This window comes from Mesorhizobium sp. ES1-4 (assembly GCF_020164745.1).
Lineage (GTDB): Bacteria > Pseudomonadota > Alphaproteobacteria > Rhizobiales > Rhizobiaceae > Mesorhizobium.
Map to the genome: position 1 here is coordinate 151,537 of NZ_JAIUGV010000009.1, position 24,653 is coordinate 176,189.

Here is a 24,653-nt window from a genome sequence, read left to right on the forward strand (position 1 = left end):
TACGACAAGCGGCTGGAATATCGTAGTTTCGCGCCGACCCCGGTCAATCATCCCTGGATCATCTCCGACCCGGAAGTCATAGACGTACTTGGTCGTGCCGACCGCGCATTGGGCGAATTGAACGCGTTCGCGCAGCTCGTCCCCGACATTGATTTCTTTATCAGCATGTATGTCGCGAAGGAAGCGACGCAGTCGAGCCGTATCGAGGGCACACAGACCAACATCGAGGACGCCTTCAAACAGATCGTGGACCTGTCTCCTGAAGCGCGCGACGACTGGGGAGAGGTACAAAACTACATCCAGGCGATCAATAGTGCCATTGTCGGCCTTGAGCGCCTGCCTTTCTCAGGGCGTGCGTGGCGAAACCAAGCAGTCCGGCGAATTTAGAACCAGTCAGAACTGGATTGGCGCGAGTCTAAGAAACGCAGTCTTCGTGCCCCCGCATCACGAGCATGTTCCCGAGCTCATGAGCGGTATGGAGAAATTCATCCATGACGACAGCCTGCGCGTACCGCCGCTCATCCGCATTGCCATCGCCCACTATCAATTCGAAACCATCCATCCGTTTCTGGATGGCAACGGGCGGCTGGGCCGCCTGATGATTTCGCTTTACCTCGCCTCGCAGGGGCTTCTTGTCAAACCCGCGCTCTATCTTTCCGATTATTTCGAGCGCAACAAGACAGCCTACATCGATCACCTCATGGCCGTACGCGAAGGCAACCATATGCGCGACTGGCTGATCTTCTTTCTGCACGGAGTTGAAGAGACAGCACGCGCATCTGCTGATGTGTTCCGCAAGATTCTGGTGCTCAAAGAGCAGATAGAACGGGAAACGCTGCCGCGCTTTAGCCATCGCCGCCAAGGAAACGCGCAACAGCTTATAAGACATCTCTACAGGCGACCATTGGTCGACGTGAAGGGCGTCACTATTCTGTTGGACACGACGACAAACACGTCTACGTCATTGATTGTCGATCTCATGGACCACGGCGTTCTAATCGAAGTCACCGGCCAAAGACGCAATCGGCTTTTCGTGTTCGAACGATACCTCCAGCTCTTCGAGAGGCGCCGAGATGGCTGACGTCCGCGCATAGATCGCGTAAGGTCCTCTGAAGGCAGCAGTCCGATTTCCTACTCCCATCCTAAGATCACAGCCGCAAGATTGTTGCGATCGCCTGATCGACCACCGGGTGCAGGCCGCTGGCCTGGAAGGACAGGCGGTTGCCGGAGCCGACATTGCTGGTCATGGCGATGGTCAGGTCCGCCTCGGGATCGTGCAGCATGACGGCGACATAGCCTGGAATGCTTCCCTGGTGCCCATAGACGGCGCGGCCGGCATAGGCGCTCTGGAACATGCCGGCGCCGGTCTCGCGCATGCGGGTGCCTGGAAAACTGGCCGGCACACGGTGTTCGAACATCTCGGCGAAGAAGGCTGGCGACAGCACCTTGCCGGAGAACAAGCCGCGCATGAAGCCCACCATGTCGGACGGCGTCGACACCATGTCGCCGCAGCCATAGGCGGCGCCGAACGGGAAGGAATCGGACGAGTCCTGCAACTGGTCGGAATAGGGCAGCACGCCATCCATGCGCCACATCTCGCCGCCCGAGGCGATGTCGGTGGGCGCGTTCGGCGCCGGCGGCGGACGGTGGTAGTAGCCGCGCACCATGGATTTTTGCGGAAACGCCTCGGTCGCCGGCGACCAGGTGTTGTCCAGGCCGAGGGGCTGCAGGATCGCGCTCCTGACATACCCCGCCAGAGAATCTTTCGCGACGGCCTCGATCACCAGGCCGGCCAGGACATAGCCGGTGTTGTTGTAGACGGCCGGGCCGCCCGGCGCCTTCTGCTTGTCGGAGGCGAAGGCGATGTCGACCAGCTGCCGGGGTGTCCACTGCCGGCTCGGGTCCATCGGGATGTAATACTCGAATTCCGGCAAGCCGCTGCGATGGTTGATCAGCTGGCGTGCAGAAATGTCTTTCGCACCCGGCAGATCCGGAAACCAGGAGGAGATCGGCGCGCCGAGGTCGACCTTGCCGGTCTCGGCGAGCTTGACGAGTGCTGCGGCGACGAAGGTCTTGGTGCAACTGCCGATCTTGAACAGCTGCTCGGGTGCGACGGCGGTGCCATGTGCGCGGTCGGCGAGGCCGGCGGTGAGGGCGGTCGGTGCGGCGCCGTTCCGGGCATAGGCCAGCGAGGCACCCACCGCGCCGTCCGCGAGGTAGCGGTCGAGAAGAGAGGTCAGATTTTCACGCATGGTTCACCTTTCTTCCTTCTCCCCTGTGGGAGAAGGTGGATCGGCGCGCAGCGCCGAGACGGTTGAGGGGTGGGTGACGGAGTGCCGTCGGTGCCAAGCTGGAACACCCCTCATCCGACCTCGCTTCGCGAGGCCACCTTCTCCCACAAGGGGAGAAGGAAGGGCGTCGCCGGCATCCTACTCCGCCATGTCGACGGCGGCGAAATTCTGCCGGCCGAAGGGATCGAGCACGTAGTTGAGCACGCTCTTGCGGATCGGGATCGCGACCATCGAATGGGCGATCGGCGCCACCGGCACCTCGGCCTTCAGGATCGCCTGCGCCTTGCCGTAGATCGCGGCGCGCTCCTTCGGGTCGGCGGCGACGCGTCCCTCGTCCAGCAGCTTCTCGAAATCCTTGTCGCACCAGCGCGAGCGGTTGGAGCCGCCCTTCACGCCGTCGCAGGACAGGAGATAGCTCAGCATGTTGTCGGGGTCGCCATTGTCGCTGCTGCCGCCGAGCAGGAACGCGTCCTGCTCGCCCGCCGCGGTGCGCTTGAGATATTCGCCCCATTCGAAGCTGACGATCTCCGATTGCACGCCAACCTTCGCCCAGTCGGCCTGGATCATCTCGGCCATGCGCTTGGCGTTGGGATTGTAGGGGCGCGACACCGGCATCGCCCACAGGCTGATCTTGAGGCCGCTTTCGTGGCCGGCCTCTTTCAAGAGGGTCTTGGCGCCATCGGGGTCATAGTCGATGCCGGCATCGGTGACGGCACCAAGCTGCGCCGGCGGCACGACGCTGCCGGCAACCGTGCCGGCGCCCGCATAGACCGCCTCGACGATGGCCTTGCGGTCGACGGCCTTGGCAAGTGCCATGCGCACGCGCACGTCGCCCAGGGGCTGGTGTTCGACGTTGAAGCCGAGGATGCCGATGTTCTGGCCCTTGAGGTCGAGCACGGTGATGTCGGGATCGTTTCGCAGGTCGGCGACCGCGCTTGGCGGCGGCGGGGCGGCGACCTGGCATTCGTTGGCCTTGATGCGCTCGACGCGGGTGGTCGGTTCGGGCGTGATGGCGAAGACCAGCGTGTCGATCTTCGGCGCGCCGCGCCAGTAATCCTTGTTGGCGGCGTAGCGGACCTGGCTGTCGGGCACATAGGCCTGAAGCACGAACGGCCCGGTGCCGACCGGCATGCTGTCGATCAGCTCCGGCGTGCCTGCCGCCACCATTTTTTCGGTCTGCTCCAGCGACAGGATCGAGAGGTAGTCGAGCGCCAGCCCGGCGAGGAAGGTGACGTTTGGAGCCGTCAGCGTGAAGCGCACTGTGTAGTCGTCGACCTTGTCAATCTTGTCGATCAGCGTGCCCATGCCGAGCGCGTTGAAGTACTCGTAAGCGCCGCCGCCGAGCTTGTGATAGGGATTGGCGGCATCGCGCTGGCGGTTGAAGGTGTAGAGCACGTCGTCCGCGTTGAAGTCGCGCGAGGGCGTAAAATGCTCGTTCGACTGGAACTTCACGCCGTGCCTGAGATGGAAGGTGTAGGTCTTGCCGTCAGGCGAGACGTCCCAGTTCTCCGCCAGGGCCGGCCCAACCTCCGTCGTGCCCGGCTTGAACTCGACCAGCCGGTTGAAGATCGTCTTGGCGGCGGCGTCCATGGTGGAATCGGCAATGCCGATCGCCGGGTTGAAGGTCTCGGGGTTGGCTTCCGAGCAGTAGACCAGCGTCTTGGCGTAAGCCTGCCCGCCGAGAAGGACGGAAGAGGCGAGAAGGGATGTGGCAAGCACTGCGCGCAGAACGGTGGATTTCATCGCAAACGCTCCTGATGACACTTTACGGATTGAGGGAAGGGCACGGAATTCATGGAGCCACGGCCGAGGCCAGGAAGCGATCGGGCGCCAGCGCCGACGCGGTGACGCCGAGTGCGGCGATGTCCCCGGGCAGGGGTTGGCCGCGCATCAGCGCCGCGCTCAGCCTCGCCAGCGTCAGCGACACCTGGAAGCCATAGCCGCCCTGGCCGCCGAGCCAGAAGAAGCCGGGCAGGCGCGGGTCGAAGCCGGCGACCGGCGTGCGGTCGGGGGCGAAGGTGCGCAGGCCCGCCCATGGCGTCGAGGGACGGCCGATGCGCATCGACGTCGCCTGCTCGATGCGGTCCACGGCGATGGCGACGTCGATGTCTTCCGGCCAGGCGTCGCAAGGCTCGGAATCGGTCTCGTCGGCGAGCGAGCCGATCAGCCTGCCGGCATCGGGCTTGAAGTAGAATTGCTCGTGCAGGTCGACCACCAGCGGCCAACCGGCAATGTCCATGCCGGCGGGCGCATCGAACAGGAAGGCGGTGCGCCGCTTCGGCTGGAAGCCGAGGCCCGGCAGCCCCGCCATGCCGGCGACGACATCGACCCAGGCGCCGGCGGCGTTGACGACGATGTCGGCCGAGTAAATGCCGGCGCTCGTTTGAACCCGATAAGCGCTCCCGTCGCGTGAAATGGCGCGGACCTCCTCGCCGGTGCGGATGATGCCGCCGCCGGCTTTCAGCGCCGAGGCGCTCGACCCCAGCATCTTGCCCGTGTCGACGTCGACCGCGTCCGGCTCATAGACGCCGCCGCAGGTGTTTTCCCTGGCAATGACGGGAACCAGTGCGTGGAGCTCTGCCGCCGACAGGCGGCGCACGCTCGGCACCAGCGCCTGCAACTCGCCGGCAAGCCGGTCGATGTCGGCATCGTCACCGGTCCATCCGACATGCAGTGCGCCACGGCGGTGGGCGACGAAGCCGCCTTCGACGATTGCCTGCCGGCTGGCCAGCGTCAGTCCGCGCACCAGACGGTTGCCATAGGTCTCGGTGAACAGAGCAGCCGAACGGCCGCTGGCGTGGTAGCCGAGATGCGGCTCGCGCTCGATGACGATAACATCGGCCCAGCCCGCCACCTCGGCGGCAAGCGAGAGGCCGGCAATGCCGCCGCCGATGACGACGATCTTGGTGGGAAAATTCGACTGCATCCGTTAGTCGTAAAAATAATTTCGTATCCAGTCAATATTTAGCGTATAAGAAAAATATTGCTCCGATTGATGAAACCGGGGAGTTGGACTACCTAGGGTGGAGAAGCGGCGTGGTCGCCGCGCCATGGAGCTGACAATGTCGGAGCAACCGAACCTCGGTGATTGTCTGCGCGCCTTGAGAAAAACCCATGGCTGGACCTTGCAGGAGGTCAGCACGCTCACCGGCGTCGCGGTGTCGACGCTGTCGAAGGTCGAGAACGACCAGATGTCCCTGAGCTACGACAAGCTCTTGCAGATTTGCGAAGGGCTCGGCATCCACGTGACGGAATTGCTCAGCGGCGACCGCAAGCAGCCGGCGGCGCGCACCCGCCGCTCGGTGACCTCGCAGTCCAACACGCTGCGCCAGCTGACCCGCAACTACGACTACCGGTATCTCGCCACCGACCTGGTGCGCAAACGCATGGTGCCGATCCATGCCTATGCGCGCGCCCGCACGCCGGAGGAGTTCGGTCCGCTGACCAGGCACGCCGGCGAGGAATTCCTGATCGTGCTCAAGGGCGAGATAGAACTGCACACCGACCAGTACGCGCCGGTGCGGCTGAAGGCGGGCGAAAGCGTCTACATCGATTCCACCATGGGCCACGCCTATCTCTCCGTGGGCGAGGGCGACGCCGAGATGCTCTGCGTCTGCTCGGGCGAGGAGCCGGACATGGAAGGCACATTGCTCAGCGTTCTGGAGACGGTGGAGGGCTAGGGGCTTCCCTGGCACCAGCCCGACGGTCGCGCCTCCGCACGCAGCGTGGGTCCTAGCCGAATTCCTGCCAGACAGGATGAACTCCGGACTAATAATGGCGACGGATTCAGGCTATCATTTCGTTGGCAAAGCGACGGGGATGGTCATGCGAGAGTTGCCAAGGAATGTCGATGCGGACGCAGTCATCGAGATCGGCCGTTACCTGGACGATCAGGCCAAGCTCGCACCGATCTCGCTCTCTCAAGCAATCGAGGCCGTTCGGAAGCTGGTCGAAACCAAGCTTACCGACTTCGATCTCGAAGAACTGATCCTCGAGAGTGCGGCGGCACGTCGTCTCGCCTTGCTTCTGGACACGTACAGGGACCGGCGATGACTATCCGGCTTCGACGCCGATGTTGCCGATCCTGGGTCCATTTCTCTGTCGCCTTGACCGCGCCTGGCAGGCGGAAGGATGCCGGATTGTGTTGAGTTTTTCTGCAGGCTGAATTCAGTCTTTCCGGTTCGAACTGGCCGCAAAAACCGGCTATACCGGCGCCGAAGCGGCAATTCCGGTGCCCGCCAACCCGATGAGGAAAACCCAATGAATTCAGAAAAGACAGCCGTCGTCGTGGCCGGCGGCAGCGGCATGGGGGCGGCAGCGGCCAAGCGGCTGGCGGCGGACGGGTTCAAGGTCGCCATCCTGTCTTCGTCCGGCAAGGGCGAGGCGCTGGCCAAGGAGTTGGGCGGGCTCGGCGTTACCGGCTCCAACCAGTCGAACGACGACCTGCAGCGCCTCGTCGACCTGACGCTGGAGCGCTACGGCCGCATCGACGTGCTGGTCAACAGCGGCGGCCACGGCCCGCGCGCGCCGATCCTCGAAATCACCGACGAGCAATGGCACACCGGCATGGACGTCTACCTGATGAACGTCATCCGGCCGGTGCGCATCGTGGCGCCGCTGATGGTCAAGCAGAAGGGCGGCGCCATCATCAACATCTCGACGGCCTGGGTGGCCGAGCCGAACGCGATGTTCCCGACCTCGGCCGTGTTCCGCGCCGGCCTTGCCGCCTACGCCAAGATCTTCGCCAACACCTATGCGGCCGACAATGTGCGCATGAACAATGTGCTGCCCGGCTGGATCGACAGCCTGCCCGCCACCGAGGAGCGCCGCGACAACGTGCCGATGCAGCGCTACGGGACGAGCGAGGAAATCGCCGCCACGATCGCCTTCCTGGCATCGGAAGGGGCGGGTTATATTACTGGACAGAATATCCGCGTGGACGGGGGCGTTATCAGGGCGCTGTGAGGTTGGACGGTAGGGCTTCCCCTTCTCCCCTTGTGGTAGAAGGTGTCGCCGAAGGCGACGGACGAGGGGTGTTCCAGCTTGGTGACACCTCTGAAATCACCATAGCCTCATTTCTTCCAACACCCCTCATCCGTCTCGCCGCTGCGCGCCGATCTACCGCCCGGGGGCGAGCCACAGGTCTCGCCCCGTCCTTCGGACCCCACAAGGGGAGAAGGCAAAAGGCGTCACCGCTGATCCGCATCCGTCAGGGTCCGCAGAAACGCCACGATATCGTCAATCTCGGGGTCGGTCAGCGCCGGCTTGCCGCCGGGCTTTTTGCCGTCGAAGGGTGGATCGGTGTTGAGGTTTCCCCAGTAAGCCTTTGGCAGATCGTCATATTTGTTGACGGTGCCGTCGGCGTTCCTCGGATACCAGCGGCCGGGGTCGGTGTCGCGGCTGGCGTAGAAGGCGACGGCGTCGCGCAGCGTGTGAAAATATCCGTTGTGGAAGAAGCTCTCGCGCAGCGCGACGTTGCGCAGCGTCGGTGTCTTGAACAGGCCGCAATAATCGGCGCGGCCGCGAAAGTCGGTGCGTTGCGGGCCGCACAGACCGAGATCGGCATAGGCGGGGTCGGCGTTGGCCGGAATGGCCGGGTTGCGCGGCACGGCGATGGCGATCAGGCCGAAATCGGTGAATTGTGGCGGCTCGCCGTCATTGGCGGGTTCGCTGAGATGACAGGAGGCGCAATTGCCCTTCGTCTCGTCCTCGAACAGTTCGCGGCCGTGCAACTCCCGCGCCGACAGCGTCGCCTTGCCGGCGAGGAAGGCGTCGTAGCGGCTGGAATAGGGATAGAAATCGGCGGCGCTCTGCTCGAACGTGCCGAGCGCCTCGGCGGCGGCGTCGAAGGCGTCGCCCGGACGGTCGAAGACATCCGGCCCGAACACCGCCTTGAAGTCATCGGCATAGAGCGTCTTGCGCAAGGCGGCGACGACCGCCCCGCCGTCCTTGTTGGCCATCTCGAAGGGCGAGAGCAGGGGGATTCTCGCCTGGTCCTTGCCATGGTCGACGCGCCCGTCCCAGGTCAGGCCGCCGGTCGGGCCGTTGTCGACGCTCTCGTCGCCTTCGTCCTCGGAATCGTGGAAGTGCTCGGTGAAAGCGGGTGCCGCCTGGAGATAGCGCAACGACGGCACCGCGCGCACGCCAGGCAGATCGAGATGCGGCCCGCCCATCTCGACCGGAGATGCCGAGGCCGGGCCGAAGGCATGGCGCGGATCATGGCAGGACGAGCAGGCCTGCTTGCCCGATGCCGACAAAGCGGGGTCGGAAAACATCTTTCGGCCAAGCGCCGTCAGGGCCTCGGCGCGCGCGAACGCCTGCGCGCGCGTCAGCGGGCCGGGATGGACGCCAGCCGGCCCCGCCGTGTTCGCGGGCGCGGCAAAGCCAAATGTCGAGATCGCGGCAATCGCGATCGCCCGGCTTTTCCATCGTCTCGTCGGCTTCTTCATCGTCTGATTGTATGGGACATGGTCGGCCTGGAAATAAGAATGCAGTGCTACGGATTGATGACCGGCCCCGGCGCTCACGAAAGCGTGTTCGCATGGGCGGCGGATGTCACAAAGGTGACAAGGCATCTACGTTAGCTGCCCCCATGGTTCCCCGCGCCATAGCCCCATAGCCACAGTCAAGCCACGAGGTCTTCCCATGACGAGGCTCAAGCTCCTCACTTCCTTCTGTCTGGCCGGTTCGGCCCTGGTTCCCGTCGCTGCCGCGAACGCGGCACCCCTCGGCTACGACAAGATCGACACCGTCGTCGTCGTCTATGCCGAAAACCGCAGTTTCGACAATCTCTATGGCGGCTTCCCCGGCGCCAACGGTCTCGCCAATGTCACGGCCGACCAGACGCGCCAGCTCGACCGCGACGGCAAGCCGCTCGCCGAACTGCCGCCGGCCTGGGGCGGCCTGACCGCCAAGGGGGTGACGCCGCCGGTGACCGAGGCGCAGTCGGCGCATCTGGCCAATGCCAGCTTTGCCATCGACGATCCCAACGGCTTCAACGAGAAGACCAGCGTGATAACCCGCGACCTCTGGCACCGCTTCTACGAGGAGCAGATGCAGATCGACGGCGGCAGGAACGACAAGTTCGTCGCCTGGGCCGATTCCGGCGGCCTCGTCATGGGCCATTATGACGGCTCCGGCCTGCCGATGTGGGCGGTGGCGAAGAAATACGTTCTGGCCGACAATTTCTTCCAGGGCGCCTTCGGCGGCTCGTTCCTCAACCATTTCCAGCTCGCCTGCGCCTGCGCGCCGTTCTATCCCAATGCCGACACCAGCCCGGTGAAGGACCAGATCGCCGTCGTCGAGCCCGACGGCGTGACGCTGAAGGTGGCCGACAATTCGCCGGCCTCGGCGCTCGACGGCGTGCCGAAATTCGTCAATGACGGCGCCATCACGCCCGACTTCTACGCCGTCAACACCATGCAGCCACCCTACCAGCCGAGCCACAACAAGCCGGCCGAGGGCGGCGACCCGAAGTTCGCCGATCCGTCGGCGGCGAGCACGCTGCCGCCGCAGCACGACATCACCATCGGCGACCTCCTGTCGCTGAAGGGTATCGGCTGGGCCTGGTACGCCGGAGCCTGGCAGGCAACGCTCGACGGCAAGAACGCGACGCCGGTGCCGAACTTCCAGTTCCACCACCAGCCCTACAATTATTTCGCCGCCTATGCGCCCGGCACAGCCGCGCGCGCCGAGCATTTGCGCGATGGCGGCATGGATGGCGCCGCCTTCATCAAGGACATAGACGACGGCAAGCTGCCGGCCGTCACCTTCTACAAACCGCAGGGCAATCTCAACGAGCATGGCGGTTATGCCGACGTGGCGAGCGGCGACCAGCATCTGGCCGACGTCGTTTCGCATCTGGAGAAAAGCCCGCAATGGAGCCACATGCTGGTCGTCGTCACCTATGACGAGAATGGCGGCTTCTGGGATCACGTCGCGCCGCCCAAGGCCGACCGCTGGGGACCGGGCAACCGCATCCCGGCCTTCATCATCTCGCCCTATGCCAAGATGGGCACGGTCGACCACACGCAATACGACACGACCTCGATCCTGCGCTTCATCATCGCGCGCTACGATCTGCCGGTGCTGCCGGGCATCGTCGCCCGCGACAAGGCCCTGCGCAACAACGACCAGCCGCCGATGGGCGATCTCTCAGCCGCGCTCGATCTGAGCCGATAGGGAGCGGGCGAACGCTGATGCCGCCGCGCCGCAGCGCGCGGTGGCCTCTCAGCCGCCATTCACAAGCGCGAGAATGAGTTTCTGCAGATTGCCGCCCTGGCCGAGTTCGACGCGGTCGAAATCGCGGCTTGCCTGCACCCGCGCCTTGGAGATCGCGTCGAGCCGGCGGACCACCTCGGCCCTGGTCTTGCTGCATTTGGGATCGTCTGGAACGGTCAGGCCGTCTGTCGCGGCTTCGATGTCATGAACCATTTTTATCATACTGGCGCCATGGACCTTCTCATGGGCACTGACGCCGGCGAGGAACACCTCCCAGCTCTTCTGGACGGCTGGCGGCAGCGGCGCCGAGGGGCTTGGCAAGGTGTAGGTGATGATCAGTTTCGGCTGCGCCGCCGTCAGCACGCAGGCCTTGCCGCTGGGCTTATAGTCCCTGACCCCCCAGGTCAGCTTGAAATTGGTGTGGGCGATGGCGCGGGTAATGCCGACATTCGGCCCGTTCTCGCCAATTGACCGGTAGAGCTCGATCCCGGACTGGCCTGAAATGGCGTAGGTCTCGACCTTCTCGACAGGCTTCCACTCGGCATGCGCCGCGAGCGGCAAGGCCACCAGGGCGGCGGCCGGAAGACACAGGCGGACACAGGCTCTCAACACTGCTCTCTCCGAGGCGCGCGGCCCTGCCATACAGGCAACGCCATTCAACGGCTTTTCCTATATGCTGCCGGCGGGTGCTGCAAATGTCGGAGGGAAGTCATGAGAGGATATCTCGTCGCCGTCGGTGGCTTGGCGGCATTGCTCGGCGCGCAACCGGCTTTTGCCGCTTCCTGCGGCTGGAGCGCGAAGATGGAAGAAGACGAGGGCGGCAGCGTGCTGACGGCTTCCGTCTGCGGCGGGCCGAAAGGCGACGCGCAGCTGATGCTGACCTGTTTCGACAATCCGGTTCTGAGCTACGATTTGGGTACCAGCGGCCAGCAACTGGAACCTGGCATCAGCGGTTCGTTCGACTTCAAGGCCGACGGCAAGACAGTAACGAAGACGCTGCAGCTCGAAGCCATGTACAATTATTTCGTGGCCGATCTGGCGAAAGCCGATCCGCTGCTCGACCTGCTGCGCGGCAAAGGCGATGTGTCGGTCAGCGCGGCCAGATATGGCGTTGTCAGTTTTCCGCTGAAAGGCTCGAGCGGGGCCATCAGCAAGGTGCTGGCGCAGTGCGGCAAGGCCAAGCCCGCGGCTGATGCGGATTGAGTGTTGGTGCTGTACGGCGGCTCTGGCTGAGGATCCATGTTGTCGTCATCCTAGGGTCTCCGCGACGGAGCTGCGCTCCTGCTTCGCCCTAGGATGACGAAGCGTGGATCTCTCAGGCTAACCTTCGAACTTCGCCGGCCATAGATCCCGCAAACCAGCGCCCTCCCGCAATTGCCGTGGCCCGTGCTGTCGCCGGTTCCGGCCTGGCGGCTACTGGCGTATAGCGGAAGGGTTCCAGGCCCTATTCAATTCGCGGGCTAAGCGCATATAGGTCAGCCAAGTTGACCTATATCCAGAACGTCCGGGGAGGCGTGCCGTGACCCTTTTGAACCTCTTGGCTTCGCGCTCGTCGCGCATGAAAGCTTCGGAAATCCGCGAGCTTTTGAAACTGCTCGACCAGCCCGACATCATCTCCTTCGCCGGCGGCATTCCGGACCCGGCGCTGTTCCCGGCCGATGCCATCCGCGATGCCTATGCCGATGTGCTCGGCGGCGCTGAGGCGGGGGCGGCCTTGCAGTACCAGGTTTCGGAAGGCTATCCGCCGCTGCGGCGCTGGCTCGCCGGGCAAATGGGCAAGCTCGGCATTGCCTGCGACGAGGCCAACATCTTCATCACATCCGGCTCGCAGCAGGCGCTGGATTATCTCGGCAAGCTCTTCCTGTCGCCGGGCGATACCGCGCTGGTGACGTGGCCGACCTATCTCGGCGCGCTGCAGGCCTTCAACGCCTACGAGCCGCGCTACGACCGGCTGCGGCCCGAGGGAGGCAACATGACGCCCGAAGCTTACCGCGCGGCGGCTGGGGCGAACGGCGGACGGGTGAAGTTCGCCTATCTGGTGCCCGACTTCGCCAACCCGACCGGCAACACGCTGGACCGAAAGCAGCGCGAGGCGGTGCTCGATCTCGCCGGCGAACTCGACATCGCCGTCATCGAGGACGCCGCCTACCGGGCGCTGCGCTATGACGGCGAGGGCGAGCCGCCGATCCTGGCGCTCGACTGCATCAGGTCCGGCGGCATCGACAAGGCGCGCACGCTCTATTGCGGTTCGTTCTCGAAAATCCTGTCGCCCGGCATGCGTGTCGGCTGGGTCTGCGCGCCACGTCACGTGGTCGAGAAACTGGTGCTGATGAAGCAGGCCTCGGACCTGCACAGCCCATCGGTCAACCAGATGGTGATGCATCGCGTCGCCGAATCCATCTTCGACGCACAGGTGGAAAAACTCATCGGCGCCTATCGCGAGCGCCGCGACGGCCTGCTTGGCGCGCTGGAAGCCAATATGCCTGACGGCGTAAGCTGGAGCCGCCCGGAAGGCGGCATGTTCGTCTGGGTGACCCTGCCTGAAGGAACCGATGCCACGGAACTCCTGGCACGGTCGGTGAAGGAGGCGCGCGTCGCTTTCGTGCCCGGCAATGCCTTTTATGCCGACGGCACCGGCCGCAACACGCTGCGGCTGTCGTTCACGCTTGCCGACCGTCGCGCGGTGAGCGAGGGCATTCCGCGGCTGGCGGCGCTGCTCAAAGGTTAGGCGCGCAGCCCTATCTCTTTGATTTGGAGACGGATTCAGATTCAGGTCGACTCGACCTGAAATCATCCGGCTCTAGGCCGGCACGTTCACCAGGTGCTTGAGCTTCGCAAGCCTGGCGCGGGCAAGCTTGCGGACTGGCTTTTGGAAACCTTCTTCGCCGGCTTCGACGACGAAGACCAACGTCTTGAGATCCAGCATGAACTCGTCGATGGCCCGCGTCGTCCTTTCGGACCTGTCCTTGAACCGGCGCAGCAATGCATCCGCTTCCTCGATGCCGCCGGCATCGGCCCCGTCGACCAGGGCTTCAAGCTTCTGAAAACAATCCAATCGAAATCCCTCCGCCGCGCCACGAAACTTGCCGTCAGCCGGAAAGTTCCGTCGGGTCTCGAAAATTGTCGCCGGTTGTCAGCTTGTGCACGCGCCCCGCGTCGACGCCCTGCTGCCCGTGTCGCGGCTGATTCCCCTGCCGCTGCGTTTTCCCGGTATTTTGGAAAATCCGGAAGCCGGGCCGGCAATGCGACAGGATTCTTGACCTGGGCGGCACTGAAATTGTCCTGCAGGGCATGGCCAGCGCCGGGTCTGGACAAGAGGCAAATCGGTCCAATACGGTGCGGCTTCAGGGAAGACGCGTGCGCGGGAAAGGCCGGTTGCTCGTTGAAAAAGAATGTCTTCTCATCGGTCGACCTGCCGCCGCATCTCGACGACCGCGCGCGCTTCACACTGTGGCAAGACATCCATGTCGCGGAGATATGGTCTGTCGAATACGCCATCTCCGGCAACCTGCCTTTCCAAGCGGATATCGAAGCCACCGCCATCGGGCCGCTGGTGCTCGGGCGTATGGCCGGGACGATCAGGCATGCCAGCCGAAAGACGCGCAACATCGCCGATGACGGCCGTGACGGCTATCTGCTGCTGGTCAATGACGGCGGCACCAATCTGAACGGCGTCCAGGCCAGCCGCGACTACAGCATCGGCAGGGGCGAAGGCGCCCTGGTGTCGGCGTCGGAAGCGCTTGAAATGACCGGCGGCGACCGCAATGTCTGGACCAATGTCGTGGTGCCCCGCGAAATCCTGGAAAATGCCTTCGCCCATGTCGAGGATCGCCTGGCGCTGACCATCGGCGCCGACAATGAAGCGCTCGACATGCTCAAGCGCTATTGCGGCTTCCTGGAAACGGGACCGGCATTGCTCTCGCCCGACCTTGTCGCCCATGCCACCGAGACGATCGTCGACCTGATCGGGCTGGCGACAGGCGCCAAGGGCGAAATCGCCGAGCTGGCGGGGGTGCGCGGGCTGCGCGCGGCGAGGCTGCAAGCCATCCTGCAGAAGATGCGGGACAACTTCGCCGACCCCGCCATCTCGGCCCAGCACATCGCCCAGCAATTGCGGCTTTCCGCGCGCTATGTCCATGACCTGCTGCAGGAAACGGGCTCCAGCTTCGCCGAACATGTTCTTGAGCTCCGCTTGCAGAGAGCCCATCGCATGCTGCGGGACCGGCGCAACGACCGCATGCGGGTCAGCGAGATCGCGCTGTTGAGCGGTTTTTCCGACGTCTCCTATTTCAACCGCTGCTTCCGCCGCCGCTTCGGCTCGACGCCGAGCTGCGCCAGATAGAGCGATTCAGCGTTCATTGACTCGCTGGCCCGCTCCAACCCCCTGTTTTCACGCAGTTCCGGACGGAAGCGCGACACCCAAGACAAGAACCCAAAGCGCGTCGGATAGGTCTTCGAACCGATCGACTGATGCCGAACGGCCACACTGATCGGCCGAGTGCCGCAGCGCTCTCCACGACAATTCCAATGCGGGTCTGCCCAAGACGCGGCCCGCGAACAATGCAAAACCTCGACGACACCCGGGACGCCGTGGAGCATTTCCACGGCCGGGGGACGCAACATCATTGAGGTAGCAAACAGTGAAAACGATTCTTCTCACCACCATCCTACTTGCGCCGGTCGGCATGGCATGCGCCGCCGACATCAGTGAAACCTCGCCTGCCGGCTATGACTGGTCCGGCCTTTATGCCGGCGCCGACGTCGGTTATGTGGCCGGAAAGTCCAATCTTTTCATAGCCGGCGGCGGCATCGGCGGAGCCACCGACCTTAACAGCTCCCTCGATCCGGATGGATTTATCGGCGGCATCCATATCGGTTTCAATCAGGAAATGGCGAACCGGTTTGTGCTCGGCGCCGAAGCCGACATTGCGTACAACAGTGTCGATGGACTGACGAACTTCGGCGGCAGCGCGTTGATGAAGAGCGAAATCAAGTGGTCGGGTTCGGCGCGGCTGCGGGCAGGCTATGCTTTCGATCGCACGTTGCCTTTCATCACGGCAGGCGTGGCCGCGGCCAAATATGAAGCGACCGTAATCAGCGGCACCCCCAGCGGCGACATATTGATCCACGACGAGACCCATACTGGCTGGACGGTTGGAGCGGGCATCGAGCACGCCTTTACCGACAGATGGATCGCGCGGGCCGAATATCGCTACTCCGATTTCGGCAGCAAGGAACTCTCGCTAGCAGAGGGGGTTGGCACGGCAACGAGCGTCGATCTGCAGACGCACGATGTCCGGGTCGGGCTCAGCTACAAGTTCTGACCCATCGAACCGAGCAGATCACGCCCTCGCGCCGGGGTTTGCTCGTGCCTGAAACGCGCCACCATGGACACTTACTGGCCCGCCTCGGTGATCAACACGAAGTGAGACGGCTGGCGCTGCGCGGCGGACACTGTCCGGAAATTTGCCAGCCGGGCCAACTTGCCAGAGATCCGGCGGAGTCGGGCAAGGCATGTCAGTTGACACCGCCGCGCGTATTGACGACGCCCGGTCCGAATTTAAATTCGGAGCCTTGCGAGGAGGTGTCTTCATGGAAATCCAGGAACTGCATCGCGGCCGGCTCATCGATCATATCCAGCTGGTGGTGAGGGACCTCGCCGCCAGCCGGCGTTTCTACGAGGCGGTGTTCCAGGCGCTCGATGTGCCGATCGGCGGCATCGGCGAGGATTATTTCTGGGCCGACGAGCTGTTCGTCTCCAGCGCCGACAGCCGGGCCGCGCTGGGAAAGCTGACCGGGCGCCACCATCTGGCCTTCCAGGCCAGGGATCGCGCCATGGTCGACGCCTTTCACGAGGCGGGGCTCGCCGGCGGCGGAAAGGACAATGGAGCGCCGGGCGAGCGGCCCTATCATCCCGGCTATTACGCCGCCTTCCTGCTCGACCCGGACGGCAACAACATCGAGGCTGTCCACCATGGCCAGGCCAACCGGAGCGTGGCTTCGGTGAAGATCACGTTCTGAGAGACTGTTTGGAAATTCTACTCTGGCGACCGTCTGGCGGCGTTTCTGAGCTTCCGGTGCTCGCGGACCCCAAATGTCTGCTGCGCGCCGGTTCTCGAAACCACCGCTATATGGCTCGCCAGTGCGAATTTCGAAACAGTCTCCCAGCGCCTGCTATTCCTTCTTCGTATCCTCTATACGAGATTGGGATTGGGCCGCCCAAGGAGTCCGCATGAAGCCCCCGACTGAAACCGTGCCGTTTTTCAGCCAGTGGGAAACTCCAGACATGACGCTGGCGGTGCTCGCCGATGGCGCCGAGGCCGCGTTGCGGCGGGATCCGCTGTGGCAGGGATCAGGCGCCGGCACGCTCGACGAATACGCGGCCTGGGCCGGCAATGTCTGCGGCATGGCGTGTCTCAAGATGATCCTGGCGACGCGTGGCCAGATCGTGCCGACCATCGAGCTGGCAAGACGGTGCACCGGATATGGCGGCTATGTCGTCGATGAAGGCTCGATCAGGGGCCTGATCTACGCGCCCTTCGTCACCTTCGTGAAGCAGGAATTCGGCCTCGAAGCCGAGGTGATGACCAATGTCGCGGCAACCGACATTCCGGCGATTCTCGCCCGGTCGCGCTTCTTCATCGCTTCGGTCAGCAGTTCGATCCGCTGGCCGGAGCGCGAGCCGCCGTCGAAGGGGGGCCATCTGGTGCTGGTGACGGAGGCGTCGCATCAGGGTTTCCGCTTTCACAACCCATCCGGCCATACCAGCGCCACACAGGCAAACGCAGAGTTGGCGCCAGCCGATTTCGATCGTTTCTTCGCCAATCGCGGCATTGCCGTCGCCATTTGATTTTCGACAGTTGAGGGATTTCGATGACCGGAAAGATCAGGGTTGCCATCCTTTATGGCGGTCGCTCGGCCGAGCACGAGGTGTCGCGGCTGTCGGCTACCAATGTGCTGAAGGCGATCGACCGGACGCGCTATGAGGTGGTGCCGATCGCGATTTCCCGGGGCGGCAAGTGGCTGCTGCAGCCGTCGTCCGAGGCCGTCGGAGAGGGAGCGGGGGCCCCGGTGTCGGAGGAAGGCGTGGAGGTCGCCCTGCTGCCCGGCGGCAAGGGCCGGCTGGTCTCAGCGTCGCAGGGCGGAACGCGGGCTGACCCGCCGCCGGTCGATGTCGTCTTTCCCGTGCTGCATGGCCCATTCGGCGAGGACGGCTCGGTGCAGGGCTATGCCGAGGTTGCCGATGTCGCCTATGTCGGCTGCGGCATCCTTGCTTCGGCCGTCGCCATGGACAAGGACGTCGCCAAACGGCTGCTGCGCGAGGGAGGCCTTGCCGTAGCCCGTTCGGTCACCGTCCACCGAGACAATGTCGGTTCTTTCCAGGAGATCGCCGGGGCGCTTGGGCTGCCTTTCTTCGCCAAGCCGGCGCGCCAGGGCTCGTCCTTCGGGGTGAGCAAGGTCAATGACCGGGATGGCTTCGAAGGGGCTGTCGAAACGGCTTTCCGCTATGATGGCAAGGTGCTGATCGAGGAGTTCGTCGAAGGCCGCGAGATCGAGTGCTCGGTGTTGCAACGAGCCGACGGCTCGCTCACGGTATCGGTGCCCGGCGAGATCATCCCCGCCGGCAAGCATGGCTTCTACACCTATGAGGCCAAGTATCTCGATGCCGACGGCGCTGTGGTCAACGTGCCCGCCGACGTGCCAGCCGCCGTCGCCGGCAGGGCGAGGGAAATGGCGGCGCAAGCCTTCAAGGCGCTCGGCTGCGAGGCCATGGCGCGCGTCGACTTCTTCCTGCGCGCCGACGGCTCCCTGCTGGTCAACGAGGTCAACACGCTGCCCGGCTTCACCGACATCTCGATGTATGCCAAGGCGCTGGCGGCGATCGGCATCGGCTACGCGGAGGTCATCGACGCGCTGATCGAGCACGCGCTGGCGAGGCATGGCGCGCGCTGATCCGGGCAGGGCGGCCTGTCGGAATGCCGGTGCGCCCCTGCAGCGCGGTCGCCGCGCCGGATAGTCTACCCTTTTGATGGCGTCTATTTCGTCGCTGGCTAATGTTGCGGCCGGCTCTATATGCCCGATCATGGGGCTGGCAGGGGAGACATGGAATGGCGGCCAATCGTCGAAATGGAATGACGTCGCCCGCGCATGGACTGGAGGATATTCTTTCGCCCGCCGCCTCGCATCCTCGAACGTCATTGCCCAACGTAGCCACCATCGTCACGACGGTGGCGGCGCTGTATTTCGGGCGTGAGGTTTTCCTGCCGATAGCGATCGCGCTGTTGCTGACATTCGCGCTCGCCCCTCTCGTGTCGAGCCTAAAACGGGCCGGTATTCCCCGGATTGCCGCCGTCATCGTAAGCGTGGTGGGGGCTTTCGCAGCACTTGCCCTGTTCAGCTTCATTGTCATCACGCAGGTCAGCGAACTGGCGCAGAACATTCCCGTCTATCAGACCAACATCCTGACCAAGATCCGCTCGCTCAAGGAGACCGGGGTTGGAGGGGGGGTCATTGCCAGGTTGAGCAAGGTGGTCGAACGTGTCGGCCAGGAGATCGACAGGCAGGACACGTCGGCGCCCGCCGCCGCCCCGGAAAAGCCGCCGCGTGAGCCGGTGCCGGTCGAGATCGTCTCGCGCGAAAAGCCGTTGGAGGTCTTGCAGAACATAGTCGGGCCGCTGATCAGCCCGCTCGGATCGGCAGGGCTGGTCATCGTCGTCGTCATCTTCATGCTGCTGGAGCGGGAGGATTTGCGCGATCGCTTTATCCGCCTGGTTGGTTATGGCGACCTTCACCGCACCACCGAGGCGCTTCAAGACGCCGGCAAGCGTGTTGGCCGGTACCTGCTGATGCAATTGGTCGTCAACATATTGTACGCGATACCGATTGCGTTCGGGCTCTGGATCCTCGGAATTCCGAATGCTTTGCTTTGGGGACTGCTGGCACTTGCCCTGCGGTTCGTTCCCTATATCGGTCCGGCGATCGGCATGCTGCTGCCGCTGTTCCTGGCGCTGGCCGTGGCGCCTGGCTGGTCGCTCGTGCTGTGGACAGCGGCCCTGTTCGTGGTGATGGAACTGATCACCGGCAATGTCGTCGAACCCTGGCTTTATGGTTCGCGAACCGGGCTCTCGTCGCTGGCGATCATTGTCGCGGCCATTTTCTGGACGTGGCTCTGGGGGCCGCTTGGGCTTGTTCTGTCAACGCCGCTCACCGTGTGCCTGGTCGTGCTGGGCAGGCACGTGCCGCAGTTTGAGTTCCTCGATGTCCTTTTTGGCAACGAGCCCGTGCTCGAACCCCATGCCCGCCTCTACCAACGTCTGCTGGCCGGCGACCCTGACGAAGCCACCGACCACGCCGAGGAGATGCTGGAAGAGAAATATCTGGTCGAGTTCTATGACAAGGTGGCCATTCCCGCACTCCTGCTGGGCGAGCAGGACCGTGCGCGTGATGTCATGGGCGACCTGCAAAGGCGTCAGGTGGCCGAGAGTGCCCTGGTGATGGTGGCAAACCTCGACGACAGCGCGCAAGAAGAAGCAGACGAAGAGGATGACCCGCCGGCGGCCGAAGAGGGGCACGAGGACAAGGATGCTTCCGGCGAAGACGAGCCCGAACTGCCTGACGGCACGGACCTGTCGGTGCTTTGCGCCGGTGGGCGTGGTGAACTGGACGATGCCGCCGCCGCCATGCTGGCACAGGTGCTGGAAATCCAGGGTGCGACGGTGTCGAAGGCGGGCTTCGCCGACCTGGAACTCGCGAACATCCGCCGCCTCGAACTCGAAAAGGTCGATACAGTCGTGGTCGGCTTCCTGAACCGGGATTCCGTCAAGCACGCACGGTTTCTGGTCCGCCGGTTGAAACGGGCGAAGGCGGCGTTGAGGGTGGGAATCGTATTCTGGTCGCAAAGCGCCAATGAAGACAAGGAAGCGGCCGCAAAACTCGCTCATGACATCAACGCGGATTTCGTGGCGCATGGCATGGTGGATGCGGTTGTGGGCGCACTGTCGCACGAGCCGCCGATCGCCCTCAAGCTCGTCGCCAAACGACGGATGCGACGACCGCGGGCCACACCCCGGAAGGTCTCGGCAGCCGCGAGCTAAGAGCAATTCCAGGAAAAGTGCGTAGCGGTTTTCCGTCCGGAATTGCGTTAAAACAAAGAGTGAGAGCACGCGATCATAAAACGGATCAATTCGGTCGTTCACATATTTGAAGCGACATCGCGGGAGGATGGCGGTTTCGGCTTGTGTGCCGGCCGCACCCTCGCGGGCTGGTGGGCGACGCGGGAAACGGGTTTGACTGGATTTCCAGCAAATGGTTTTTGCGCCTTGCGGTGCTGGAGCCAGTTGGAAGACAGTTCGGCAAGCAGGCTGCGCAACGTCTTCACGACATCCTCCTCTATCGGGGCGATGCAGTAATCTGCGAAGACCGGACTTGTTCCATGGCAGCCGCCGCCTGGGGTTTTGGCTATTGCATCGAGCCTGGCTGATGGAGGTCATCGCCGTTCTCGACGAACCCGGATCCAGGCGAAGCCGATCCGTTGCCCAAAGCGTCGAATTCGATTGCCGCGCCAAGCAGTTGAGCGGCCTGCAGGACCAGATGCTCAATGTCCTCGAGGGCGACATTCTCCACCAGGTTCCTGACCCTGATCCTTTCCGCCACCATCGTCACGTTGACGATGCCCGCGGTCTTGAACGTTGCGCGAACGGTGGAATAGACATCCTCACGCAGCTTTGTGGAGTACTCGTATCGCATCGAAACCTCCTGAGCGAGTTGGTTTCCTCAAGTCGGCACGATGCGCCCGATGCCGGTGCGTGGCAAGTAACAAATTAAAAATATCTGAATAAAATCAGATAGTTATGATAATTACACGAACGCGCAGCCTGCGTTCGATAGTGATCATTGGTAAGGCACTGGATTCCCCAACTGTCCTTGCTTGACGCAAGATGGGGAACTCCCTAACTGTAAGTGGAGTGAGGGAGCTGCTAACTTGCCGGATCTTGCGCAGGAGGCGCACATGGCCGAACTGGAACGCCCGGAACGACTGCAGATCATGTTGACCCAGGATGAGCTGGCGGCGCTGGAAAACTGGCGTTTCGACAAGCGCATGCCCAGCCGCTCGGCGGCAGTGCGCGAATTGCTACGCCGCGGCCTTGCCTCCGACGGCTTCCTGACGGCGGAATTGGGCGCGAAGTCGCAGGAGTTCGGCGTGCTCATGCCCAACGGCGATGGCAAGACGCCGCCCGAACAGGCGGAGTAAAACGCGGTAAAGCCTATCCGGCCCTGCGCCGGTGATTGCCTTGATCCGTTCGCGCCTTATCTGACTGGGGAAATGCAAGTGCAAGTGGCGATGAACGAAATCAGTGGCAGCGACAGACAGGGGCCGAGCGCCGACGCCCGGCTCGCGGCAATTGTCGATTCCTCCTTCGACGCGATCATCAGCAAGGACCTGAACAGCATCATCCAAAGCTGGAACCATGCGGCGGAACGCATGTTCGGCTACACCGCCGAGGAGGCGATCGGCCAATCCGTCCTCATGCTCATTCCCGATCACCTCAAGAACGAGGAGATCGAGATCATCAGCAAGATTCGCAGCGGTGACCGGGTGGCGAGTTACGAGACGACGCGCAAGCGCAGGGATGGAATGCTGATTTCCGTCTCGCTGACGATTTCGCCGATCAAGAACAGCGATGGAGAGATCATCGGGGCCTCGAAGATCGCCCGCGATATCTCCGTCGCCAAGGAGAGCGAGCGTCGCATCAGGCTGCTGATGCGGGAGGTCAACCATCGCGTGAAGAACCAGTTCGCGGTCATCCTGTCGATGGTCAGGGAGACCAGCAAGCGCTCGAACGGTCCAGGCGAGTTCGAGGAGTTGATCCGCTCCCGCATCATGGCGTTGTCGCGGTCGCACGATCTGCTCGTCACTTCGGAATGGGCGGGGGCGAGCCTGTTCGACCTGATCCAGGAACATCTCAAGCCCTTCGGCCGCGAGGAACAGATCCTGCTCTCCGGCCCGGTCCTGACGCTGCAGTCGAATGCGGTGCAGAACCTCGGCATGGCCTTTCATGAACTGGGCACGAACTCGTCCAAATATGGCGCGCTGGGCCGCGAAGGCGGCCGGGTGAAGATCAACTGGACAATCGGCTCCAAGGCGGAGAATCCAGGCGCCGCGGGCGAACGTGGATTCCAGTTGACCTGGGAGGAGACATCGACGCCGCATCCCGACGACCGGCGTGACGCGACCACCCGCAAGGGGTTCGGCACCGTCGTGCTACAGCGTGTGGCGCCGCAGTCGCTGGGCGGCTCCGCCATTCTGGAGCGATCGCCCGGCCATCTCAAATGGCAGTTGAGCGCGCCCTTGGCATCCATCATCGTGGCCCAGACCGGCACCGAGGCCGACGACAACTCACCGGGCTTTGGCATCTAGAGTGGTTCAGCGTTTGAATCGCTGAACCGCTCTAACTCTTTGTTTTCGCGCAATTCCGGACGGAAAACCGCTACGCACTTTTCCTGGAATAGCTCAAGAAATCGAATCCGGTCGCCACAGTCCGCTCGGCTTCCGGCGGTGCTTATTCAACCAGGATATGCGCCTCGCGCGCGGCCTCGACGAAAGCCTCCCTGGCGATATTGGAGGGTACGTCGCCGTTCGCCGCCCTGCGGCAGGCGCGCAGCGCGGACTGATGTTTCAGGCTGCCGGCATCGCGCCAATGCGTCGTCAGCAATTCGATGGCCTGCTGCGTGTTGGACAGATTGCGGGTGGCGCCGGTGACACCGACCGAGACCACGACGGGCTTGGAGAACCACGCGGTTTGCATTGGACCTTGAACCATGTTGCAGGCGTGGAACGCGTTCGGTCCCGCAGGGTTTCATCGCCGCCGATCACTGTGGCGTGAACTCTCCGGGAGCTGCCGGCGAACCAATGTCTAGAGGATGTTGGTCGTCACCTCGACGATGATCGCGGCACCTTCCAGTCCGCCATTGGGAATATGCACGACACGCGAGACCCGCAGATCCTGTGGACTGCCGTCGACCGACAGCGAAACGCTTTCTCCGATGCGCGGCACCGCCTGGAAGGTGGCGTTGGTGGCGTCCGGCCGGTTGTCGATGGATATGCGGCAATTGACGGTCATGGGTGTCTCCTTTGTCTGGCCATGCCGGTCGTTAACGCGGGGTCCCTGAAATGGTTTCAGGAAGCCGGGTCAGGAGAAAGCCCGTCGATGTCCGAGGCTCCTTCCGGGCTTTTAGTTGTTGGCTCTCGGAACGAAATAGTTGGTGGTGACCCCGTCGTCGCCGCTCCCGCGCGTGACTTTGACCACCGCATATCCCTGCGGCGCAATCGAGCCAACCTGGTCGACCTTCTTGCATCGGCCGACCATTTCGCCGTTCGGCCACGGTGCCAGTCTGGCTTCAAGGGCGGCCTGGCATTCCTCCGTCGATGAATAGACGACAGGATGCGAGTCCACGGGCCGACAGAGCGATACGTTACATGAGAGCATGACCATTACCGTCGCGGTTGCCGGATCCATGGCTTTCTCCTCCTGGCCGACACAATGAACGTGCAACAGGCCGCAAGGTTTCATGCCGATGGCAGGACCGCGCGCCATCCCCGCGATGTCCAAACCGATTGCATGCTCGCAGGGCATCGAGGCCGCTTTGTCGGGCGGCGAAGAAGGTTGGACCATACCTTCTTGCAAAATATGGTCCTACAGCTATTCGCGCCACCTTATTTGGACCGTCATTGCCAAACTTAGCTGGACTCCGCCGATTTGCCGCCACAGAAGTCTGGACTCGCATGCAGTGCGGTTCGAACAGGCCACCCGCTATCGAAAAACGTATGGCGAGATGGTGTCGAAGGCGTGTTTGATCTGCGGGCGCAGAACTTCAATATACTGCATGAAGTGATGCTGCAGATGTGCATTGTCCGCCGCAGCATGATCTTTTTCGAGAGCATGAAGCTGCTCGACCAATTCCGCATGTCGAATCCGAGCGGACTCGATTTTGTTGCGCGTCAGTCGCGTGATCCCGAGGAGGCGAGACGGGTCGAGGGATACTAGATGAGATTTCAAGTGATCGAGATTTCGCTCGAATGGTGCCGGTTCAAGGTGCATCTTCTGCTCCGTGTTGAGTTAGGAATAAATACCTATCAACATT

General features: G+C 63.1%; 28 protein-coding genes. 17 read left to right on the forward strand and 11 right to left on the reverse strand.

Features of this window, described 5'->3' with window-relative positions; all coding sequences use genetic code 11:
* Nucleotides 1-108 precede the first annotated feature (108 nt).
* Together LB556_RS18835 and LB556_RS18840 are read left to right on the forward strand one after the other, a co-directional pair.
* Complete coding sequence (locus LB556_RS18835; protein ID WP_263485354.1) at nucleotides 109-387, forward strand: Fic/DOC family N-terminal domain-containing protein; 279 nt, start codon at nucleotides 109-111, stop codon at nucleotides 385-387.
* On the forward strand, nucleotides 353-1,081 hold the full coding sequence (locus tag LB556_RS18840; protein WP_224569414.1) for a Fic family protein: 729 nt from the start codon (nucleotides 353-355) through the stop codon (nucleotides 1,079-1,081). Before LB556_RS18835 ends, LB556_RS18840 begins: the two co-directional genes overlap by 35 nt.
* Before the next feature lie 67 nt (nucleotides 1,082-1,148).
* Here LB556_RS18840 and LB556_RS18845 read toward each other — a convergent pair whose 3' ends face one another.
* The 3 genes from LB556_RS18845 to LB556_RS18855 all read right to left on the reverse strand — a co-directional run bounded on the left by LB556_RS18845 (nucleotide 1,149) and on the right by LB556_RS18855 (nucleotide 5,217).
* Nucleotides 1,149-2,252, reverse strand: a complete 1,104-nt coding sequence (locus LB556_RS18845; RefSeq protein ID WP_224569241.1) for a serine hydrolase domain-containing protein — start codon at nucleotides 2,250-2,252, stop codon at nucleotides 1,149-1,151.
* Between the two features lie 177 nt (nucleotides 2,253-2,429).
* Nucleotides 2,430-4,034: an ABC transporter substrate-binding protein gene (locus tag LB556_RS18850; protein ID WP_224569242.1), complete on the reverse strand. Its 1,605-nt coding sequence runs from the start codon at nucleotides 4,032-4,034 to the stop codon at nucleotides 2,430-2,432.
* A 49-nt stretch (nucleotides 4,035-4,083) separates the two neighbouring features.
* The gene (locus LB556_RS18855) at nucleotides 4,084-5,217 is read right to left on the reverse strand and encodes an NAD(P)/FAD-dependent oxidoreductase (RefSeq protein WP_224569243.1); all 1,134 of its coding nucleotides are present in this window, start codon (nucleotides 5,215-5,217) and stop codon (nucleotides 4,084-4,086) included.
* Between the two features lie 136 nt (nucleotides 5,218-5,353).
* Between LB556_RS18855 and LB556_RS18860 the strand changes: the two genes are divergently transcribed.
* From LB556_RS18860 to LB556_RS18870, 3 genes are all read left to right on the forward strand, one after another.
* Entirely contained in the window at nucleotides 5,354-5,971 is a 618-nt protein-coding gene (locus LB556_RS18860) for a helix-turn-helix domain-containing protein (protein WP_224569244.1), read from the forward strand.
* Nucleotides 5,972-6,065: 94 nt separating this feature from the next.
* Nucleotides 6,066-6,344, forward strand: a complete 279-nt coding sequence (locus tag LB556_RS18865; RefSeq protein ID WP_224569245.1) for a hypothetical protein — start codon at nucleotides 6,066-6,068, stop codon at nucleotides 6,342-6,344.
* 207 nt (nucleotides 6,345-6,551) lie between these two features.
* Nucleotides 6,552-7,256, forward strand: a complete 705-nt coding sequence (locus tag LB556_RS18870; protein ID WP_224569246.1) for an SDR family oxidoreductase — start codon at nucleotides 6,552-6,554, stop codon at nucleotides 7,254-7,256.
* Nucleotides 7,257-7,480: 224 nt separating this feature from the next.
* Here the strand turns inward: LB556_RS18870 and LB556_RS18875 are convergent, their stop codons facing one another.
* Nucleotides 7,481-8,740, reverse strand: a complete 1,260-nt coding sequence (locus LB556_RS18875) for a cytochrome-c peroxidase (RefSeq protein WP_224569247.1) — start codon at nucleotides 8,738-8,740, stop codon at nucleotides 7,481-7,483.
* A gap of 196 nt (nucleotides 8,741-8,936) precedes the next feature.
* Here LB556_RS18875 and LB556_RS18880 point away from each other — a divergent pair, with 196 nt between their 5' ends.
* Entirely contained in the window at nucleotides 8,937-10,472 is a 1,536-nt protein-coding gene (locus LB556_RS18880) for an acid phosphatase (RefSeq protein ID WP_224569248.1), read from the forward strand.
* Between the two features lie 48 nt (nucleotides 10,473-10,520).
* Here LB556_RS18880 and LB556_RS18885 read toward each other — a convergent pair whose 3' ends face one another.
* Nucleotides 10,521-11,120: a DUF922 domain-containing Zn-dependent protease gene (locus tag LB556_RS18885; protein WP_224569415.1), complete on the reverse strand. Its 600-nt coding sequence runs from the start codon at nucleotides 11,118-11,120 to the stop codon at nucleotides 10,521-10,523.
* 102 nt (nucleotides 11,121-11,222) lie between these two features.
* Between LB556_RS18885 and LB556_RS18890 the strand changes: the two genes are divergently transcribed.
* The gene (locus LB556_RS18890; RefSeq protein ID WP_224569249.1) at nucleotides 11,223-11,714 is read left to right on the forward strand and encodes a hypothetical protein; all 492 of its coding nucleotides are present in this window, start codon (nucleotides 11,223-11,225) and stop codon (nucleotides 11,712-11,714) included.
* Nucleotides 11,715-12,069: 355 nt separating this feature from the next.
* The gene (locus LB556_RS18895; RefSeq protein ID WP_224569416.1) at nucleotides 12,070-13,239 is read left to right on the forward strand and encodes a PLP-dependent aminotransferase family protein; all 1,170 of its coding nucleotides are present in this window, start codon (nucleotides 12,070-12,072) and stop codon (nucleotides 13,237-13,239) included.
* 72 nt (nucleotides 13,240-13,311) lie between these two features.
* Here the strand turns inward: LB556_RS18895 and LB556_RS18900 are convergent, their stop codons facing one another.
* Nucleotides 13,312-13,566 (reverse strand): hypothetical protein, encoded by a 255-nt coding sequence (locus LB556_RS18900; protein WP_224569250.1) that lies wholly within the window; start codon nucleotides 13,564-13,566, stop codon nucleotides 13,312-13,314.
* A gap of 327 nt (nucleotides 13,567-13,893) precedes the next feature.
* On the opposite strand from LB556_RS18900, the gene LB556_RS18905 reads away from it, so the two are divergent.
* The 6 genes from LB556_RS18905 (at nucleotide 13,894) to LB556_RS18930 (ending at nucleotide 20,605) form a co-directional block, all read left to right on the forward strand.
* Nucleotides 13,894-14,853, forward strand: coding sequence for an AraC family transcriptional regulator (locus tag LB556_RS18905; protein ID WP_224569251.1), 960 nt, complete (start codon nucleotides 13,894-13,896; stop codon nucleotides 14,851-14,853).
* A 343-nt stretch (nucleotides 14,854-15,196) separates the two neighbouring features.
* Entirely contained in the window at nucleotides 15,197-15,835 is a 639-nt protein-coding gene (locus LB556_RS18910) for an outer membrane protein (RefSeq protein WP_224569252.1), read from the forward strand.
* A 268-nt stretch (nucleotides 15,836-16,103) separates the two neighbouring features.
* The gene (locus LB556_RS18915) at nucleotides 16,104-16,532 is read left to right on the forward strand and encodes a VOC family protein (RefSeq protein WP_224569253.1); all 429 of its coding nucleotides are present in this window, start codon (nucleotides 16,104-16,106) and stop codon (nucleotides 16,530-16,532) included.
* Between the two features lie 211 nt (nucleotides 16,533-16,743).
* Nucleotides 16,744-17,361 carry a C39 family peptidase gene (locus LB556_RS18920; protein ID WP_224569254.1) on the forward strand — a complete coding sequence of 206 codons (618 nt, stop codon included), beginning with the start codon at nucleotides 16,744-16,746 and terminating at the stop codon, nucleotides 17,359-17,361.
* Between the two features lie 23 nt (nucleotides 17,362-17,384).
* A complete protein-coding gene (locus tag LB556_RS18925; protein WP_224569255.1) occupies nucleotides 17,385-18,464 on the forward strand; it encodes a D-alanine--D-alanine ligase family protein in 1,080 nt (359 codons plus the stop codon).
* Between the two features lie 155 nt (nucleotides 18,465-18,619).
* Nucleotides 18,620-20,605, forward strand: a complete 1,986-nt coding sequence (locus LB556_RS18930) for an AI-2E family transporter (protein WP_224569256.1) — start codon at nucleotides 18,620-18,622, stop codon at nucleotides 20,603-20,605.
* 98 nt (nucleotides 20,606-20,703) lie between these two features.
* On the opposite strand, the gene LB556_RS18935 is transcribed toward LB556_RS18930, so the two are convergent.
* Both LB556_RS18935 and LB556_RS18940 read right to left on the reverse strand, forming a co-directional pair.
* The gene (locus LB556_RS18935) at nucleotides 20,704-20,889 is read right to left on the reverse strand and encodes a hypothetical protein (protein ID WP_224569257.1); all 186 of its coding nucleotides are present in this window, start codon (nucleotides 20,887-20,889) and stop codon (nucleotides 20,704-20,706) included.
* Between the two features lie 80 nt (nucleotides 20,890-20,969).
* Nucleotides 20,970-21,257 carry a hypothetical protein gene (locus LB556_RS18940; protein ID WP_224569258.1) on the reverse strand — a complete coding sequence of 96 codons (288 nt, stop codon included), beginning with the start codon at nucleotides 21,255-21,257 and terminating at the stop codon, nucleotides 20,970-20,972.
* Nucleotides 21,258-21,519: 262 nt separating this feature from the next.
* Between LB556_RS18940 and LB556_RS18945 the strand changes: the two genes are divergently transcribed.
* Nucleotides 21,520-21,762, forward strand: a complete 243-nt coding sequence (locus tag LB556_RS18945; protein ID WP_224569259.1) for a hypothetical protein — start codon at nucleotides 21,520-21,522, stop codon at nucleotides 21,760-21,762.
* Nucleotides 21,763-21,852: 90 nt separating this feature from the next.
* Complete coding sequence (locus LB556_RS18950) at nucleotides 21,853-22,929, forward strand: sensor histidine kinase (protein ID WP_224569260.1); 1,077 nt, start codon at nucleotides 21,853-21,855, stop codon at nucleotides 22,927-22,929.
* A gap of 142 nt (nucleotides 22,930-23,071) precedes the next feature.
* Here the strand turns inward: LB556_RS18950 and LB556_RS18955 are convergent, their stop codons facing one another.
* The 3 genes from LB556_RS18955 to LB556_RS18965 all read right to left on the reverse strand — a co-directional run bounded on the left by LB556_RS18955 (nucleotide 23,072) and on the right by LB556_RS18965 (nucleotide 24,196).
* On the reverse strand, nucleotides 23,072-23,317 hold the full coding sequence (locus tag LB556_RS18955; RefSeq protein WP_224569261.1) for a DUF982 domain-containing protein: 246 nt from the start codon (nucleotides 23,315-23,317) through the stop codon (nucleotides 23,072-23,074).
* Nucleotides 23,318-23,425: 108 nt separating this feature from the next.
* The gene (locus tag LB556_RS18960) at nucleotides 23,426-23,632 is read right to left on the reverse strand and encodes a hypothetical protein (protein ID WP_224569262.1); all 207 of its coding nucleotides are present in this window, start codon (nucleotides 23,630-23,632) and stop codon (nucleotides 23,426-23,428) included.
* A 111-nt stretch (nucleotides 23,633-23,743) separates the two neighbouring features.
* Nucleotides 23,744-24,196, reverse strand: coding sequence for a hypothetical protein (locus tag LB556_RS18965; protein ID WP_224569263.1), 453 nt, complete (start codon nucleotides 24,194-24,196; stop codon nucleotides 23,744-23,746).
* 162 nt (nucleotides 24,197-24,358) lie between these two features.
* Here LB556_RS18965 and LB556_RS18970 point away from each other — a divergent pair, with 162 nt between their 5' ends.
* On the forward strand, nucleotides 24,359-24,556 hold the full coding sequence (locus tag LB556_RS18970; RefSeq protein WP_224569264.1) for a hypothetical protein: 198 nt from the start codon (nucleotides 24,359-24,361) through the stop codon (nucleotides 24,554-24,556).
* Nucleotides 24,557-24,653: the final 97 nt, after the last annotated feature.